Genomic DNA, 15,641 nt, shown 5'->3' on the forward strand with positions numbered 1-15,641 from the left:
TGATATGGTAAAAATTCACTGTTCAGTGATTTTTCTAGCTAAACACTTGTAAATCTTTCCAATTTTGAAAAAATAAATTCCGCAAATGTACTGGAACTTTTTCCTTGTAATCAGTGACCAATACTCAAAATAAGAATCAAATGGCCCCCAGAGAGTCCAAAAATGCATAAAAATAACTTCGAAATCCTTCAAAACTACCTAGAGTCTCAAATCATTGGTCAGCAAGAGCTCGTTAAGCAACTGATGATCGCCTTACTGGCAGATGGTCATATTCTTGTTGAAGGGCCTCCAGGGTTGGCAAAAACCCGCGCGGTAAAGTCGCTCGCTGACTGTGTCGAAGGTGATTTTCACCGTATTCAATTCACGCCTGATCTATTGCCTGCCGACCTAACTGGTACCGATATTTTCCGTCCAGAAACGGGAGAGTTCACCTTCCAATCTGGCCCGATTTTTAACTCGCTAATTCTAGCGGATGAGATCAACCGTGCTCCAGCGAAAGTACAAGCCGCTATGTTAGAAGCGATGGCGGAAAAACAGGTGACCGCAGGTCGAAAAACCTATGCTCTACCGGACCTGTTTTTGGTAATGGCAACGCAAAACCCGATTGAACAAGAAGGGACTTACCCGCTACCAGAAGCTCAATTAGACCGTTTCTTGCTGCATTTAGAAGTGGCTTATCCAGACATGGAAAGTGAACTTGAGATCTTGCGCCTAAACAGAGGCGAAGCTCAAGGCAACCAACCTGTTCAACCAGAGCCTATTTCTCAACAAACTATCTTCGAAGCTCGCCAAGAAGTGCTCAACATTCACATGGCAGACACCATCGAGCAGTACATTATTCGACTGGTTATGGCGACTCGCCAACCTAAGCAATACAGCGACCAACTTGATCAATGGTTAGATATGGGTGTCAGCCCACGTGCAACTATTGCTTTAGACCGATGTGCCCGAGCGCACGCATGGCTAGCAGGCCGCGATTACGTAACACCGCAAGATGTTCAAGCTATGGCATTCCCTGTATTACGCCACCGTCTACTTCGCAGTTACCACGCACAAGCTGAAGGGGTCACTGCAAACCAAGTGATCGCACACCTTATCTCGTTGGTTGGTAGCGCATAGGGATAAGCGCATGAATAATCAATTACCCAACCATAGTGACGGTGTCACGTTAAATCTGGGCGAACTGCTGCAATACAAAGCGCAGTCTGTTCGCTGGTTGCCTCCAGCCAAGAGCCTGTGGTCGCAACTAAACGGTCAACACGAGAGCAATCGTAAAGGTCGCGGGATGAATTTCTCTGAGGTTCGTCAATATCAGGCGGGCGACGACATCCGCAGCATTGATTGGCGCGTCACGGCGAGAACAGGCAAGGCGCATACCAAACTGTTTTCTGAAGAAAGAGAACAGCCTGTGATTTTGTTCTTAGATCTGTCGAGCAGTATGATTTTCGGCTCAACCTTGTTACTTAAATCGGTTCAACTCGCGCACTTTGCCAGCCAACTTTGCTGGTTAACCGTCGCTCAAAAAGACCGTATTGGCGCAGTGATAGATACTGGCCAAGAGATCATTGAGATTAAACCCAGTGCTAGCAACCATGCTCCGCTACGTATTTTACAAAAAGTCATAGAAATCAATAACGCAGCGCTGACCAACCCAGGCAATAACAGCGACACAACCTTAGAGCATGGGCTGAAATCTCTTCACCAGCTTTGCCCGAAAGGAAGCGATATCATTATGCTCAGTGATTTCGTCCGTTATAACGAAAGTAATTACTCACTTATCAATCAAATACGTCGACATAATCGAGTTCGCTTGGTGCATTTTTACGATCCATTAGAGCAAGGTGTCACTGCTTTCAAAGGTTCAAAACAGATCACCGACGGCAATAAAACGCAATGGTTTAACTTTTCATCAAGCAAGGAAAAGGAAAAGCTCAGTCACGCATTTGATCAGAAGCAACAACAGCTTATGGAAATGAGCCTTTCTTTGGCGATCCCATACAGTTCATTGTCTTGTGCGCAATCGTTAATGAGCCAAGTGTCAGGAGTTCAGTCATGAATCAATCTCTCGACTTGAGCCCTATTATTACGCCAAGCGCACCATCGTGGTGGCCTTTGGCATGGGGTTGGTGGTTAATCATTATCACGGCCATCGTTCTGATCGCCATAGTATTTTTCATTGTAAAACGGAGACAAAAGAACCAATACGCGAAGAACGAAGCACTTGCTTGCTTTCGTAATAGTCAGCCTTCAAATACCTTGTCTCCGAGTGCAGCTCAAGACATCGTTCGTCAGGCAGCACTAAGCTATTTCCCACGCGAAAAAGTGGCAGGCTTATCTGGCGATGATTGGTTGGCGTTCTTAGATGCGCAATTGGCGAAGCCGTTATTCGCCGCAAAACAATCGCAATGGCAACAAGCGCTCTACCAAGATACAGCCTTAATGAGCGACGAACAGAAAAAGGCTCAACAGCAATTGGTTAATGACTGCGAAATCTGGCTTCGTAAAGCCCTTCCTCCAAAGCGAGGTCGTTATGACTGATCTTTTAAACACGAGCTTACTAAATATTGAATTCGTTTGGTGGTGGATGTTTTTCCTCGCGCCCCTGCCGATCCTTGTTTACCTATTCTCACCAAAATCAGAACCAAGCAGCGCTCTAAGGCTTCCATTTTTGCCCGAGGACAGCAATACCAAAACGCCGAGCAGTCGCTTACCTAAAACCTTGTCGGTCATCATCTGGCTTTTACTGGTAACGGCCATGGCACGCCCAGTTTGGTACGGTGAACCGGTTGAGTTTCAGCCGAAACACCGTGATTTGATGTTGGTTGTCGACCTCTCCTACTCGATGAGCCAAGAAGACATGCAGTTCAATGGCGAATACATCGACCGCTTGTCGGCGGTGAAACGCGTATTGAGTGACTTTATTGAGCGCCGTAAAGGCGACCGAGTCGGATTGGTGCTATTTGCCGATCACGCCTACTTGCAGACTCCGCTTACGCTAGATAGAGATACACTTTCACAACAACTCAATCAAGCGGTGTTAAAGCTTATCGGTACTCAAACCGCGATTGGTGATGGTATTGGCCTTGCCACCAAAACCTTTGTCGACAGCGATGCGCCCCAACGTGTAATGATTCTACTCAGTGACGGCAGTAATACCGCCGGGGTATTAGACCCATTAGAAGCGGCGGATATTGCAAAGAAATACGACGCGACGATTTACACCGTGGGTGTCGGTGCAGGCGAGATGATGGTTAAAGAGTTCTTCATGACGCGTAAGGTCAATACTGCTCAAGATTTGGATGAACGCACACTAATGGAAATTGCCAAACGCACTGGCGGTCAGTACTTCCGTGCACGTGACAGCAAAGAGCTGGCGACGATTTACGACACCATCAACCAGTTAGAGCCCGTGACGAACGCCACTAAGATCTGGCGACCGCAACAAGAGTGGTTTGTATGGCCACTGTCGGCGGCAATGTTCTTCGCATTTATGCTGTTAGCCATTAGGAGAAACAATGTCTAACTTTACTTTTATCTACCCATATTGGTTCTTGGCGCTTGCCGTGCTGCCCGCTATTTGGTGGCTGAGCAAGAGACAATCCAAGCAAGGGTTACTCGCGTCACACATCGCTCGATACTTGGCGCCAGAATCGAGTAAGCCATCGAAAAATCGCAGTACTTACTTCGGTATTTGGTGGCTGGTCGGCGTTATTGCATTAGCTGGACCAAGCTTCGAGAAAAACGAACAGCCGAGCTTTGAAAAAACGCAGGCACGAGTTGTGATCATGGATATGTCGATGTCTATGTATGCCACCGACATTAAGCCGAATCGCTTAACTCAAGCGCGATACAAGGCTCTGGATCTGCTTTCATTATGGAAGGAGGGGCTAACAGGCATGGTGGCATATGCTGGAGATGCTTACACCATTAGCCCGCTAACCTCAGACATAAACACCATCAAGAACCTAGTCCCTAACCTATCGCCAGATATCATGCCTTATCAAGGCGGTGATGCCGCATCAGCCGTTAAGCTTTCGATTCATATGATGACTCGCGCTCATATCTACCAAGGCGATCTAGTTCTGATTGCTGACGATATTGATGCTCAAGAGAAGAAAGAGATCGACTCGCTACTCTCTGGCAACGATTGGACATTGTCGATTCTAGCTGTAGGGAGTGAAAGCGGAGCGCCAATCTCGTTACCTACGGGGTCGATGCTGCAAAGCGACTCAGGACAAACCGTGGTGGCAAAAACCAACTTGAAGAACATGCGCGAGCTTACACGCAGCTATGGTGGCACGTTCACTGAAGTTCAATTTGATAACTCAGATGTTGAACACATCGCGAGCTACCTCGACCGCGTTGCAACAACATCGGAAGTAACCAAGACCAACAACTCACTCAACACCAGAGTGAACAACGGCTTCTGGTTACTGCCTTTGCTATTACTTCCCGCACTTGGATTATTCAGGAAAGGGGTTATTTGGTGTGCCTTAGCTGGAGTTATCTCTTTTAGCCAACCAAATACTGCGTTTGCGAACCCGTGGAAAACCGATGATCAAGTAGGCTATCAGCTGTATCAGGACGAGGACTTCCAACAAGCTGCTGAACAGTTCACCCAACAAGAGTGGAAAGGCATTGCTCAATACAAAGCCGGTGATTTCGAAGCCGCAGAGCAGACGCTGCAAGACCTTTCTGGTGAAGATGCTCGCTACAACCTTGCTAACGCCCAAGCCCAACAAGGTAAGTACGACCAAGCGATACAAGAGTATCAACGTATTCTTGAAAGCAACCCTGAGCATGCTTATGCCAAGAAGAACTTAGAGGTCGTCGAACAGGCTCAGAAGCAACAGCAACAGCAACAGCAACAGCAACAGCAACAGCAACAGCAACAGCAACAGCAACAGCAACAGCAACAGCAACAGCAACAGCAAGGCGATTCTGAGTCCAAAGACCAAAACGAACAAGGTCAGCAAGGTCAGCAAGGTCAGCAAGGTCAGCAAGGTCAGCAAGGTCAGCAAGGTCAGCAAGGTCAGCAAGGTCAGCAAGGTCAGCAAGGTCAGCAAGGTCAGCAAGGTCAGCAAGGTCAGCAAAATGATTCTTCGCAAAGCTCGCAGGATCAACAACAAGACTCTGCTGACAATGGCAAGTCGCAAAGTCAAAGCGGCAGCCAAGATCAAAGTGAAAGCCAAACTCAGAATACTGACCAAAGCCAAGCTGATAGCCGCTCTGATTCCAAGGCGGATGAAGAAAACGACAAGCAAGCTGAGCAACAAAACAAAGCGGGTCAAAAAGATAAGCCGTCACAAGACAAAGATGACTCAGCATCTCAAACAGCCCAAGTTCAAGAGTCTGATAAAGAAGACAGTGATAACAACGCTCAACAAGCTGCAGCGCAAGTATCAGGTCAACCGATGTCGAGCGATCCTGATATGCGGAAACTTGAGCAAGTAGAAAGCGCTCGTGATCCGAGCCAACTGCTTAAAGCGCAAATGATTCTACAAGCACGACAAAAAAGTGCTCCTAACAACCAAAACAAAAAGTGGTAACCATGCGATTTTTAAACAAGCCATTTTTATCAATAATACTGACACTGCTAATCGGTGTTTTCTCGTCACATTCTGTATTCGCAGCAACCGCTGTTGCGAGCGTTTCGCAAAACAGTGTGACCAAGGATGAAGTCTTCTTACTTAGAGTAGCGACCGATGAAAAAGTATCGTCCGGCGCTTTAGAACTATCCCCCCTTCAGAAGGATTTCTACGTCAGCACCCCAAGATTTGGGTCGTCGATGCGAATCGTCAATGGCAGCCGTTCGGTGTCTAGCGAATGGAATATTACCCTTGCCCCACTTCGATTAGGCCGATTTGAGATTCCTAGCTTTGATATTGACGGCGCAAAAACCCAACCGATCACCATCAACGTTGCGGTTAATAAAGCCGCTCCAAAGCAGAGTGATATGGCCGAGTTTCAACTTAATCTGAGTAAAGATTCGCTGTACCCTCAAGAGGTCGCAGAGCTTGATGTAAAACTCATTATTAAGGCTGATCCTAGAAGACTGCAAGATCCTAAAATCGCACCACCAAGTTCAGCAAAATTAGATGTAGAACCTATTGGAGAGTCTAAGCAATTTCAAGATGTTATCAACGGACAAGAGGTCACCGTTGTTCAGCAATCTTTCCATATATCGTCACAACAAGCAGGGCAATTTCAGCTTCAAGGGCCAAAGTTAACTGGTGCAGTTGTTTACTCAACCAACAACTCAAGCACAACGCGCCTTTTCCAACTCGACACGCCCGTTGAAACCTTAGATGTCACAGTGAATCCTGTACCAAAAGGCTATCAAGGTGAGTGGTTACCAACATCGAACTTCAAGTTGATTCAGAAATGGTCAGATAGCCAAGGCAACGAGCTGACAGGTAGTAATACTTTAGGTGGCGACAAGCAGAATATTGAGATGGAAGCCGGTGATTCGTTAACTCGTACCTTCACAATGACAGCCAGCAACTTGACCCAACACCAGTTACCAAAACTGAACATCACCTACCCTAAATCGGTGCGCGTGTATGAAGAGAAACCGCAATTTGGCACTACCCAATCCGGTAATGCTATCGTTGTTTATAAGCAGGTTCTCATCCCTAAGGAATCTGGAAGCATCTCCCTGCCTGGTGTTTCTCAAACTTGGTTTAACACCGATTCGCAATCACAAAAAACCAGTAAGGCTCTTGGTCTTGAGTTGTCGGTTCAGGCAAGTGATCGCGTAACCTCAAGCACGCCGCCTCCTGTTATTGAAACACCAACTCAGCAAGCCAACCCGACAATTGTTACCGTTGAAAACTCAGGAATGTGGCCTTATCTAACGGCGCTGTTTGCTGCGTTATGGTTAATCAGCTCGGCGTTTGCTTTCTACTTCTGGTCACGCCGCGGTACAGCAGTAAAACCAAAGCAAAAAGATGAACGTCAATCCGATACGGCAGAAGCGCTGATTGCCGCTCTGAAGATGAAAGATGGTGTGAAGACGAGAACTTTGTTCGAACAGTGGAAAACAGAAAATTCAGACTTGAGTGATGAGACGTTAGAAACAATCGAAGCTGAGCTCACCAAGCTGAATCAGAGCCTCTATGCTGAACCTGGCTCACCAAGTCAGTCATGGGATCCTTCTGAAGTAATCAAAGCGGTTAAGAAACCAAAACGCATCTCGAACAAAACACACAAGAGCACATTAGAAAGGCTTTAATTAACCAGCGTTCTAAGTAAGCAGAAAGCTAGTTAAACAGAAAATCTAAGTAAACAAAAAAGAACGAAGCCGTGATGACCACATTGTGATCATCACGGCTTCAATCGTTTTGAGATCAGAAAAAATAAACGCCAAACTAAATCAGTGGCGTCGCGACCTTTCTTCGCTTTAAAGCAGAGACAATTCGATTTCGCCCTGAATCTTTGGCTTGATACAAGGCTTTGTCTGCCTTGCCATACAGTAGATCGAAATCGAATTGGCGTTGATCAGAGGTGATTGAAGCATAACCGACAGATGCGGTTAAATACTGGCTAGTGCTGCTTTCACAATGAAGGATCTTCGCCTCTTCAATGCATTTTCTGATCGACTCTGCACGCTGTTTAGTTTCAGAGTGATGAGTGCCGATCATCAACAACATAAACTCTTCACCACCAATACGGCAGAAGGTTTCTTTATCGCTATGAACATGAGCATTAAGTATCTTGCCGATGGTGCGCAGAGCAGCGTCACCTTCTGTATGCCCGTAAACCGTGTTGTACAAACCAAAGTGATCAAGGTCAACAAGAATGAGTCCAAACGTGACTTCGTGCTCTGTGGCAAATGCCCCTTGATCATCACAATTGAGATCATCTAAAACCTGCGACAACATACGCCGATTTCCAAGACGTGTCAGCGGGTCTAATTTAGAGATGATATCCAACTGCTCATTGGCTCGTTCAAGCTCTTGAGTGCGCTTACTGACCTCTTGCTCAAGCGTTTCATTGAGCTTTTTGAGCTCCTCTTGCGCCATAGTTCTCTGTAGCACCTCAGCTAAACTCGAAGCGAAGATACGTATCACTTCACGCAGTTGTGAGGTTAAAGGGCTGCGAGTTAGCAAATTATCCGCGGCAATAAACGCAATCGGCTCACCCGTATTGGTGGTGAGCATTGTCATTGCCGTCCAACCGACACCCACAATATTGAAATCGTGATAGATAGGCACCGATTCTTCAAAGGCAACTTGATTAGGGCAAGCGCGAGCTGCGGCTACAATGTCACGCTCCACCAGCTCTGAGCGATAATAAGATTCATCGACAATGTCGCCTTTTATGTCAGTGCCCCACGTGCCTTGCATGTAACTGCAATTTTTATCGGTGAGGAAAACGGCCAGTCGGTCGATGCCTAAATGCTGAATCGCAAAGCTCACCGCCGATTTACACACTTCACTGACGCTATCGCAGCGAGACAACTCCACCATGCTTGAGTGCAACATCCGTATATTCTGTTCTTGGCGCTTACGAATGTAGATCTGAGAAAGCAGAGAACCAAAGGATTCAAGCATCTGCTTTTGATAATTAGTGATGGGTGAACGGTGAATGTAATTGTCCATTGCGATCCAACCGACGGGTTTATCCCCTTCACGTAAGATCAACATGCCATTCCAACCTTGCCCTACGACCTTGCCTTCGGTGTATAGCGGCGCTTTCTCAATAATAACTAGGTTGATGTGATTGTCAGACAACGCCTCAATGTATTCGGCTTCAAGTTGATGTAAATCGTACTGAGTATGATGCTCGCTGTTAGTTTTTCCCCGCTCATCGGTACCGTAAGTGCCACTAAAGCAGCGCTTTTTCATATCGAGTAACATGAAGATCGCACGGTCAAAGCCTAGACGGTCGCGCACTGCCTCAACAGAAGCCTTATACAAAGCATCCAAAGATTCAGGATTAGAAAGCTCTAACGCGACCTGATGGACTAGTTTCATGTTCTCAACAAATAGCTCTCGCAGCTTAATTTCATCAAGGTACTGCGCTTCACGTGTGTCTCTGTGTTTGATCTCAAGTGCCGCGTTCTTTTCCGCACGAATACACTGCCAGCGAGCTGCGGCTAGTTGAAGGACATCAAGATCTTGGTCGAACGTTTGGTTGATCTGCTGAGCATCGCAATTTTGAACAATTAAATAAGTTCTGCAGGCAGGCGCGTTGTCTAGCATCATGATGAACGACTCACCACTCAGCACCTCCATGTGTTCCCACTTACAAGTATTGATAGACATTGGAAGCACACCATCTGCGGTATCAAACTGGGAAACCCAAGGCCAAAATGTTGAGGGATACTTGTCGAGGGAGGTTAGCTCACCGCAAGAAAACAAGGGTAACGAATCGCCTTCTGGTGTTGGCTCGGCAAATACTCCGATCCCTTTTGGGGCAAGTACCTCAACAAGGTAACCAAAAAGAGACTCTGCCAACAGACGGTGGTCGCGAGTAGCAGATATTTGTTTTGCAAAGGCTTTAACAGGCACAGCTTCCGTCCATTGGCTAATAAGATTGAAGCAAAAATACCGAAGCCTTGATATGCAATCAATGTAACTAAAAATGAGATGTTAAGCGGGTCGCAATTTCACTTTTTACATTATCACAAGCATGAGAAGGACGACAAAAATGGGATTTCCTGCCCAAAATTTCATCGACATTAAGACTTTTTTAGCAACATAAAAAAGCCCCACATTAGAGTGGGGCAAAACTTCCATCGCTTATAGTTATAGTGATAATTCTGTCGATCTATTCGATTATCTAACCTGCGTTTCAGTTAGCGTGCTGTCCTTTAAAAAACTAAAACAGCACTGAGTTAATCGAATTAACCAAAGTCACCGTTTACGTAACCTTTAGTACGATCATCTTTTGGTTCGCTGAAGATAACACTCGTTTCGTTGTGCTCTACAAGCTCTCCCATTAGGAAGAAAGCCGTGCGGTCTGAAATACGACGCGCTTGCTGCATTGAGTGCGTTACGATAACGATAGTGAAGTCTTTCTTCAGGTCTTCCATCAATTCTTCAATCTTGTGTGTCGCGATTGGATCAAGTGCCGATGTAGGCTCATCCATCAGGATTACATCCGGTTCCATAGCAATCGTACGAGCGATACATAGACGTTGTTGCTGACCACCAGACAAACCAAATGCGTGTGCTTTAAGACGGTCTTTCACTTCATCCCAAAGTGCCGCACTGCGTAGTGAACTTTCTACTACTTCATCAATGTGTTTCTTGTCTTTGATACCTTGAGCGCGTAAGCCGTAAGCTACATTCTCGTAGATGCTCATTGGGAATGGGTTTGGCTTTTGGAATACCATACCTACACGAATACGTAGGTCAGCCACATCAATATTGCCGTAGATGTTTGTGCCATCCATATCCAGCTTACCTTTGATAGTAACGCCTTCAATTAGGTCATTCATACGGTTCAAACAACGTAGCAGCGTCGATTTGCCACAACCCGATGGGCCAATCAGAGCCGTTACCTGACGCGTTGGAATTGGCAGGTTGATAGATTTAAGCGCTTGGTTATCGCCGTAAAACAGATCTAGGTTCTCAATATCAAATTTGTTCATATTCGTAATCTCTAAATTCTTAAATTCGTGTCTAACTTAATGCTTTCTTTATCACGGTGGCTCTCTTTATTGTTGAGCCAGCTAATGAGCTTAGTAAGTTGCCGTGTTGAAGCGTCTCGCAATCAGTTTTGTAACCATGTTGATCAAGAGAACCAATACGATTAGGACTGTCGCCGTGCCGTAGGCTTGGTTCCACTCATCGATAGTAAATAGCTCTGTTGTCAGCTTATATAGGTGAACCGTTAGTGTACGGCCAGAATCGAATACCGACTCAGGAACACGTGCCACCATACCTGCTGTTAAAAATACAGGTGCTGATTCGCCAATTACACGACCAATACTAAGAATGACCGAAGTTAAGATACCTGGCATTGCGCTTGGTAAGATCAAACGCCAGATAGTGTAGATTTTTGAAGCGCCAAGGCCGTATGAGCCTTCACGATAAGTTTGTGGTACTGACATCAATGCTTCTTCTGTAGTACGAATGATTACAGGAAGAATAAGGATACTTAGTGTTAGTGCACCCGACAGAATCGAGAAGCCAAGACCAAGAATCGAGACAAAGAAGGTCATACCGAACAGACCAAAGATAATCGACGGAATACCTGCTAAAGATTCGGTACAGAAACGAATCACTTTAACCAGTTTGCTGCCCACTTTAGCGTATTCGGTTAGGTATATCGCCGTCATAATGCCGAGTGGTGCCGCCACTGCAATCGATGCGATAACCATGTAGATCGTGGCAATGATCATTGGGAAAATACCACGTTCTTCACCTGTACGAGTGTAGTCGTCGGTTATGAAGTTCCAGTCTACGTATTGCAGGCCATTCGATAGGATGTACCAAATGATCCAGAATAAGAAACCAACGGTGACTGCTGCTGCCGCCCAGATAAAGCCTTTCAAGACATTATCTTTCATTTGACGTGCTTGTTTTAGTTTTACGCGATCCATATTACTTACCCTCGCCTACTTCGTTTTTTCACGATTAAGATAAAGCAGAGCACCATTCAACATCATGATGAATACCAGAAGCACAACGCCGGTTGCGTAAAGTGCACTCGCGTGAATACCACTTGCGTAAGACATCTCAATAGCAATGTTTGCGGTTAGCGTACGAGCCGAATCCAAAATACCTTCTGGCATTGCTGGCGCATTACCCATCACCATGATGATTGCCATCGTTTCGCCAAGTGCGCGACCGATACCCAGAATCACACCCGTCATAATGCCTGAACGTGCAGCAGGAACGAGTAACTTAAAAATCGTATAGATTTTCGAAGCACCCAGTGCCAAAGAGCCTTCTTTGTACGTACGAGGTACAGCGCGGATCGAAGTTTCAGAAACCGTAATAACGGTAGGAAGAATCATGATACCCAGAACAATGATACCCGCGAAGATAGTGTTACCCGCTGGTACTTGGAAGATGTTCTGAATCATAGGAACGATGATTACTAGACCAAAGAAGCCGTAAACTACCGACGGGATACCTGCTAGAAGCTCAACTGCTGGTCGAATAATATCGGCAAGACGCTTAGGAGCAATCTCAGCGATAAAAATGGCGGTTAATACACCGACTGGCACACCAACAACTACGGCGCCAAGCGTCGAGACAATCGATGCAACAATCATTGTTGCAACACCGAATAGAGCTGGAGGTAACCAATCCACACCCAGAACGATGCCAGAAACACCGGCCTCTTGGAATGCAGGGATACTCTCTGCAACGATAAAGTAAGCGATAACGGCTAGTGATACGATGCCGATTACAGCACTCGATAAGAACAAGCCGTGGAAGATTCTTTCTCTCCAGTCAATGCGCTTCTTAGCACGCAGACTCGGCTTATTGATTTGAGTCGCTTCAGTATTCATAAGCTTTTCACTATTTGCGATGGTCATATATAAAATCTCAAACTTTGTGGCTCAAAAAGAGCTCGAAATAGACAAAGTTGAAAGAAAAGGCTCAGCCTAAAGCAGGCTGAGCAATAATTAAGATTGAGTCAGTTAAGATTAGTTAACTGTGATGTAGCCTTTCTTGTCAGCGATAGCTTGAGCTTCATCTGCAACCATCCAATCTAGGAATTGTTGAGTTTCAGCTGTTGGAGCGCCGGCTTTGTAAAGAACTAGGAAAGGACGAGCAACTTTGTAAGAACCGTTCTTAACGTTATCAACTGATGCCGCAGCGCCGTCGATAGTTAGAGCTTGAACTGTGTTATCTACAGTACCAAGAGAGATGAAGCCGATAGCGTATGGGTTGCTTGCTACAGAAACTTTAAGTGCGCCGTTACCGTTTGCAACTTGTGCACGTTGAGAGATAGCCGAGACTTTCTTGTCGCCAATCTTCTTCTTAAGTTTCATGATGTCTTCGAATGCACCACGTGTACCAGATGCAGTATCACGAGTGATTGCTACGATTGGCTTGTCAGCACCACCAACATCTTTCCAGTTAGTGATATCGCCTTTGTAGATTGAAGTGATTTGCTCAGCTGTAAGAGCAGATACTTCGTTATTTGGGTTAACAACAACTGCGATACCGTCACGAGCGATAACGAGCTCTTTCAGGTCAGCTGTTTTCTCTTCTTCTTTTAGGTCACGAGAAGAGATACCAAGGTCAGCACTTCCATTTTTTGCTGCTTTGATGCCTGCAGAAGAACCCGGTGCTTGAATTTCGATGAACACTGGTTCGCCTTTATTCATGTAGGTTTCTGCAAAAACTTCAACCAGTGGAGAAGCACTGTTAGAGCCAACTACAGAGATAGTTTCTTTAGCTGAAGCTGTATTCACTGTTAGAGCGCCTAGTAGTGCGATTGCACCGATAACTGTCTTTTTCATCACAAATTTCCTTTAGTGGCGTTATTGCCGTAATGTTGTTTTGCTTGAACGAGGCCTACTTTAGAATCCGAATGTGACAGTTGTGTTTCACTTAATTGAAGCCTATATGACAACTACAATTTATTTTCTTGTTTTCCCCCTACCAAATAACCTTGAAGCAATAAATGAGCCTCACTCATAGGCACTGAATATTCATTCCAACCTATTTAAGCCAAACCGCTCAATATCTCGCCATCCCTGTCATTACCTAATACCGCACAAGGTTCCTCGTTAAATAACCCTACCTTAAAAATGGCTAAAGCCTTGTTTGTACGATAAATAATCAGAATTTATGAAATACCTATCGCATATATAAAAATAGCATCTATTACTGATTGAATTGTCATTCTCAATAGTTAGAATCACTGGCTAATAACAATAATAACAATTGCTTCTGCTCATTTACTTATTCAAAGAAGGACAATACATGCGACAACTTCTCAGTGGCTTATCTATAAAAATACAAATTCTTATCCCAGTGCTCTTTTCTGTCGTACTACTTTTGACAGGTGTCATTATCGGTGGTGACAAACTGGAAAATGCTTTTAAAGATGTATCAACAGCAACAGATCAACTCATTCTACATAAAGAAGAACTTAGCGAAATCGTCGACAACAGCTACGGAATGCGCATCAAAGCAATCTATAGCTTATTTAATCCTGACGACGTCAAAACGCTTGTCGAAACGCTGAATCAAAAACGTGACCAAAATACTCGTCTACTGAACTCGCTTGATACCGTACCAGGCATGCAAGATGAAGTGGCTGCAATGAGCAAAGCGATGAATCATTACGTCGACTTTTCTCGCACCACCATGCTTCCTCTATTAAGAGCAAAGCATGGCAATACAGCGCTATCTTCTGACTTTGATAATCGCTACCAGATCGCAATTGACCAATACCGTCACGCGGGTAATGACATGGTGCAAGCAATCAACACGCTTTCTAAGAAGCTCAACTTGCTTGCCACTCAAGAAGTCGACATCAATGGCCAACAACACACCAGCACACTGAATACGGCGACCATTGCCCTTCTCGTGATTCTTTCTATCGCATTAGTCATCAGTTGGACGCTTGCTGGCATTATTGTTAAGCCGCTTAGCAATATCCAAGAAACCATGCGTGAAGTAGCGAAAGGCAACCTGCTGGTTAAAGCTGAAGAGTATGGCGATAACGAGATCTCACGCCTTGCCCAAGACGTAAACAAGTCGGTTGAGCAATTGCGTGACACGGTAAGTTCGCTTTCTCGAATCAGTATCGAAGTGGCATCTGCTTCTACAGAACTGGCAGCAGTAATGACGCAATCAAGCGCTAACTCAGACCAAGAGAAGCAAGAAGTGGAGCAAGTTGCTTCTGCCGTGAACCAACTTGAGAGCACAGCTGCACACGTTAACGAGAATGCGGTACAAGCCGATTCAGCGTCTAAGCAAGCCGACGAGATGGCGACACACAGCATGAGCTTGTTCAATGAAAGCAACCAAGCCAATGAGCAAATGGCGATTCAGCTGAGTGAAGCAGCAAACGTTGTAGGCACGCTAAAAGAGCACTCAGAGCAAATAGGTAAAGTGATTGAGGTGATTCAAAACATCTCAGAACAAACCAACCTTCTAGCGCTTAATGCAGCAATCGAAGCAGCTCGTGCTGGTGAAAGTGGCCGTGGTTTCGCAGTGGTAGCCGATGAAGTTCGAATGCTGGCAGCCCGCACACAAGATTCAACCAAAGAGATCCAAGCGATCATCGAAGGCTTGCAGGTTCAATCGGGCAACGCTAATGAAAGCATGAGCAGTTCACTGTCTATGTTAGAGCACAACCAAACGCTCTCAGGCGAGGTAAGTGCAGCCCTTTCAGGTATTGCTAACTCAGTAACCGACATGACAGAAATTAACACTCAGGTTGCCTCTGCCGCAGAAGAACAAAGCCAAGTGACTGCAGACATCAACCGTAATATCTCAAACATCTACAGCCTAGTAAGCCAAAACGTAACCGGTATTACTCAAGCCGCAGCTGCGAGCCACGAGCTATCTAACTTAGCTGAGCAGCAAAAGCAGCAGTTGGATTACTTTAAGGTATAAGCTTCAAGGTATTAAGTTGAGGGAGTAAGGTTTAACGCATAAAGTTTAAGGTTTAAGAAATAAAGACACTTAGCTTTATTTACGTTGCAACTCTCCTCA

Annotated in this window: 12 protein-coding genes; 7 read left to right on the forward strand and 5 right to left on the reverse strand. The window is 45.5% G+C overall.

Annotated elements, in window-relative coordinates:
- Window positions 1–162 precede the first annotated feature (162 nt).
- From L3V35_RS03515 to L3V35_RS03540, 6 genes are read left to right on the forward strand one after another with little or no spacing between them, the layout of a single operon-like run.
- Complete coding sequence (locus L3V35_RS03515; protein WP_017084836.1) at window positions 163–1,119, forward strand: MoxR family ATPase; 957 nt, start codon at window positions 163–165, stop codon at window positions 1,117–1,119.
- Between the two features lie 10 nt (window positions 1,120–1,129).
- Complete coding sequence (locus L3V35_RS03520) at window positions 1,130–2,056, forward strand: DUF58 domain-containing protein (RefSeq protein ID WP_237298409.1); 927 nt, start codon at window positions 1,130–1,132, stop codon at window positions 2,054–2,056.
- Window positions 2,053–2,538, forward strand: a complete 486-nt coding sequence (locus tag L3V35_RS03525; protein WP_146456311.1) for a DUF4381 domain-containing protein — start codon at window positions 2,053–2,055, stop codon at window positions 2,536–2,538. The genes L3V35_RS03520 and L3V35_RS03525 overlap by 4 nt, the downstream gene beginning before the upstream one ends.
- Window positions 2,531–3,523, forward strand: a complete 993-nt coding sequence (locus L3V35_RS03530) for a VWA domain-containing protein (RefSeq protein WP_237298411.1) — start codon at window positions 2,531–2,533, stop codon at window positions 3,521–3,523. The genes L3V35_RS03525 and L3V35_RS03530 overlap by 8 nt, the downstream gene beginning before the upstream one ends.
- Window positions 3,516–5,549 carry a VWA domain-containing protein gene (locus L3V35_RS03535; protein WP_237298412.1) on the forward strand — a complete coding sequence of 678 codons (2,034 nt, stop codon included), beginning with the start codon at window positions 3,516–3,518 and terminating at the stop codon, window positions 5,547–5,549. Before L3V35_RS03530 ends, L3V35_RS03535 begins: the two co-directional genes overlap by 8 nt.
- Window positions 5,550–5,551: 2 nt before the next feature.
- Window positions 5,552–7,234, forward strand: a complete 1,683-nt coding sequence (locus L3V35_RS03540) for a BatD family protein (protein WP_237298414.1) — start codon at window positions 5,552–5,554, stop codon at window positions 7,232–7,234.
- Window positions 7,235–7,370: 136 nt separating this feature from the next.
- On the opposite strand, the gene L3V35_RS03545 is transcribed toward L3V35_RS03540, so the two are convergent.
- The 5 genes from L3V35_RS03545 to L3V35_RS03565 all read right to left on the reverse strand — a co-directional run bounded on the left by L3V35_RS03545 (window position 7,371) and on the right by L3V35_RS03565 (window position 13,432).
- Window positions 7,371–9,515, reverse strand: a complete 2,145-nt coding sequence (locus tag L3V35_RS03545) for a GGDEF domain-containing protein (protein ID WP_237298416.1) — start codon at window positions 9,513–9,515, stop codon at window positions 7,371–7,373.
- A gap of 335 nt (window positions 9,516–9,850) precedes the next feature.
- Entirely contained in the window at window positions 9,851–10,600 is a 750-nt protein-coding gene (gene pstB / locus L3V35_RS03550) for a phosphate ABC transporter ATP-binding protein PstB (protein WP_004732036.1), read from the reverse strand.
- 90 nt (window positions 10,601–10,690) lie between these two features.
- Window positions 10,691–11,554, reverse strand: coding sequence for a phosphate ABC transporter permease PstA (gene pstA, locus L3V35_RS03555; RefSeq protein ID WP_004732038.1), 864 nt, complete (start codon window positions 11,552–11,554; stop codon window positions 10,691–10,693).
- Between the two features lie 15 nt (window positions 11,555–11,569).
- A complete protein-coding gene (gene pstC, locus L3V35_RS03560) occupies window positions 11,570–12,499 on the reverse strand; it encodes a phosphate ABC transporter permease subunit PstC (RefSeq protein ID WP_004732040.1) in 930 nt (309 codons plus the stop codon).
- Between the two features lie 111 nt (window positions 12,500–12,610).
- Complete coding sequence (locus tag L3V35_RS03565; RefSeq protein WP_054545847.1) at window positions 12,611–13,432, reverse strand: phosphate ABC transporter substrate-binding protein; 822 nt, start codon at window positions 13,430–13,432, stop codon at window positions 12,611–12,613.
- Window positions 13,433–13,898: 466 nt separating this feature from the next.
- Between L3V35_RS03565 and L3V35_RS03570 the strand changes: the two genes are divergently transcribed.
- Window positions 13,899–15,542 carry a methyl-accepting chemotaxis protein gene (locus L3V35_RS03570; protein ID WP_237298417.1) on the forward strand — a complete coding sequence of 548 codons (1,644 nt, stop codon included), beginning with the start codon at window positions 13,899–13,901 and terminating at the stop codon, window positions 15,540–15,542.
- Window positions 15,543–15,641: the final 99 nt, after the last annotated feature.

Origin of the sequence: Vibrio sp. L5-1, from assembly GCF_021728315.1 — a bacterium.
Lineage (GTDB): Bacteria > Pseudomonadota > Gammaproteobacteria > Enterobacterales > Vibrionaceae > Vibrio > Vibrio splendidus_K.

Bases quoted from the DNA above. Each gene is read 5' to 3' on its own strand.
- L3V35_RS03535 (WP_237298412.1), top strand. From the start codon at position 3,516: ATGTCTAACTTTACTTTTATCTACCCATATTGGTTCTTGGCGCTTGCC.
- L3V35_RS03525 (WP_146456311.1), top strand. From the start codon at position 2,053: ATGAATCAATCTCTCGACTTGAGCCCTATTATTACGCCAAGCGCACCA.
- pstC (WP_004732040.1), bottom strand. From the start codon at position 12,499: ATGACCATCGCAAATAGTGAAAAGCTTATGAATACTGAAGCGACTCAA.
- pstA (WP_004732038.1), bottom strand. From the start codon at position 11,554: ATGGATCGCGTAAAACTAAAACAAGCACGTCAAATGAAAGATAATGTC.
- L3V35_RS03515 (WP_017084836.1), top strand. From the start codon at position 163: ATGCATAAAAATAACTTCGAAATCCTTCAAAACTACCTAGAGTCTCAA.
- L3V35_RS03540 (WP_237298414.1), top strand. From the start codon at position 5,552: ATGCGATTTTTAAACAAGCCATTTTTATCAATAATACTGACACTGCTA.
- pstB (WP_004732036.1), bottom strand. From the start codon at position 10,600: ATGAACAAATTTGATATTGAGAACCTAGATCTGTTTTACGGCGATAAC.
- L3V35_RS03570 (WP_237298417.1), top strand. From the start codon at position 13,899: ATGCGACAACTTCTCAGTGGCTTATCTATAAAAATACAAATTCTTATC.
- L3V35_RS03565 (WP_054545847.1), bottom strand. From the start codon at position 13,432: ATGAAAAAGACAGTTATCGGTGCAATCGCACTACTAGGCGCTCTAACA.
- L3V35_RS03530 (WP_237298411.1), top strand. From the start codon at position 2,531: ATGACTGATCTTTTAAACACGAGCTTACTAAATATTGAATTCGTTTGG.
- L3V35_RS03520 (WP_237298409.1), top strand. From the start codon at position 1,130: ATGAATAATCAATTACCCAACCATAGTGACGGTGTCACGTTAAATCTG.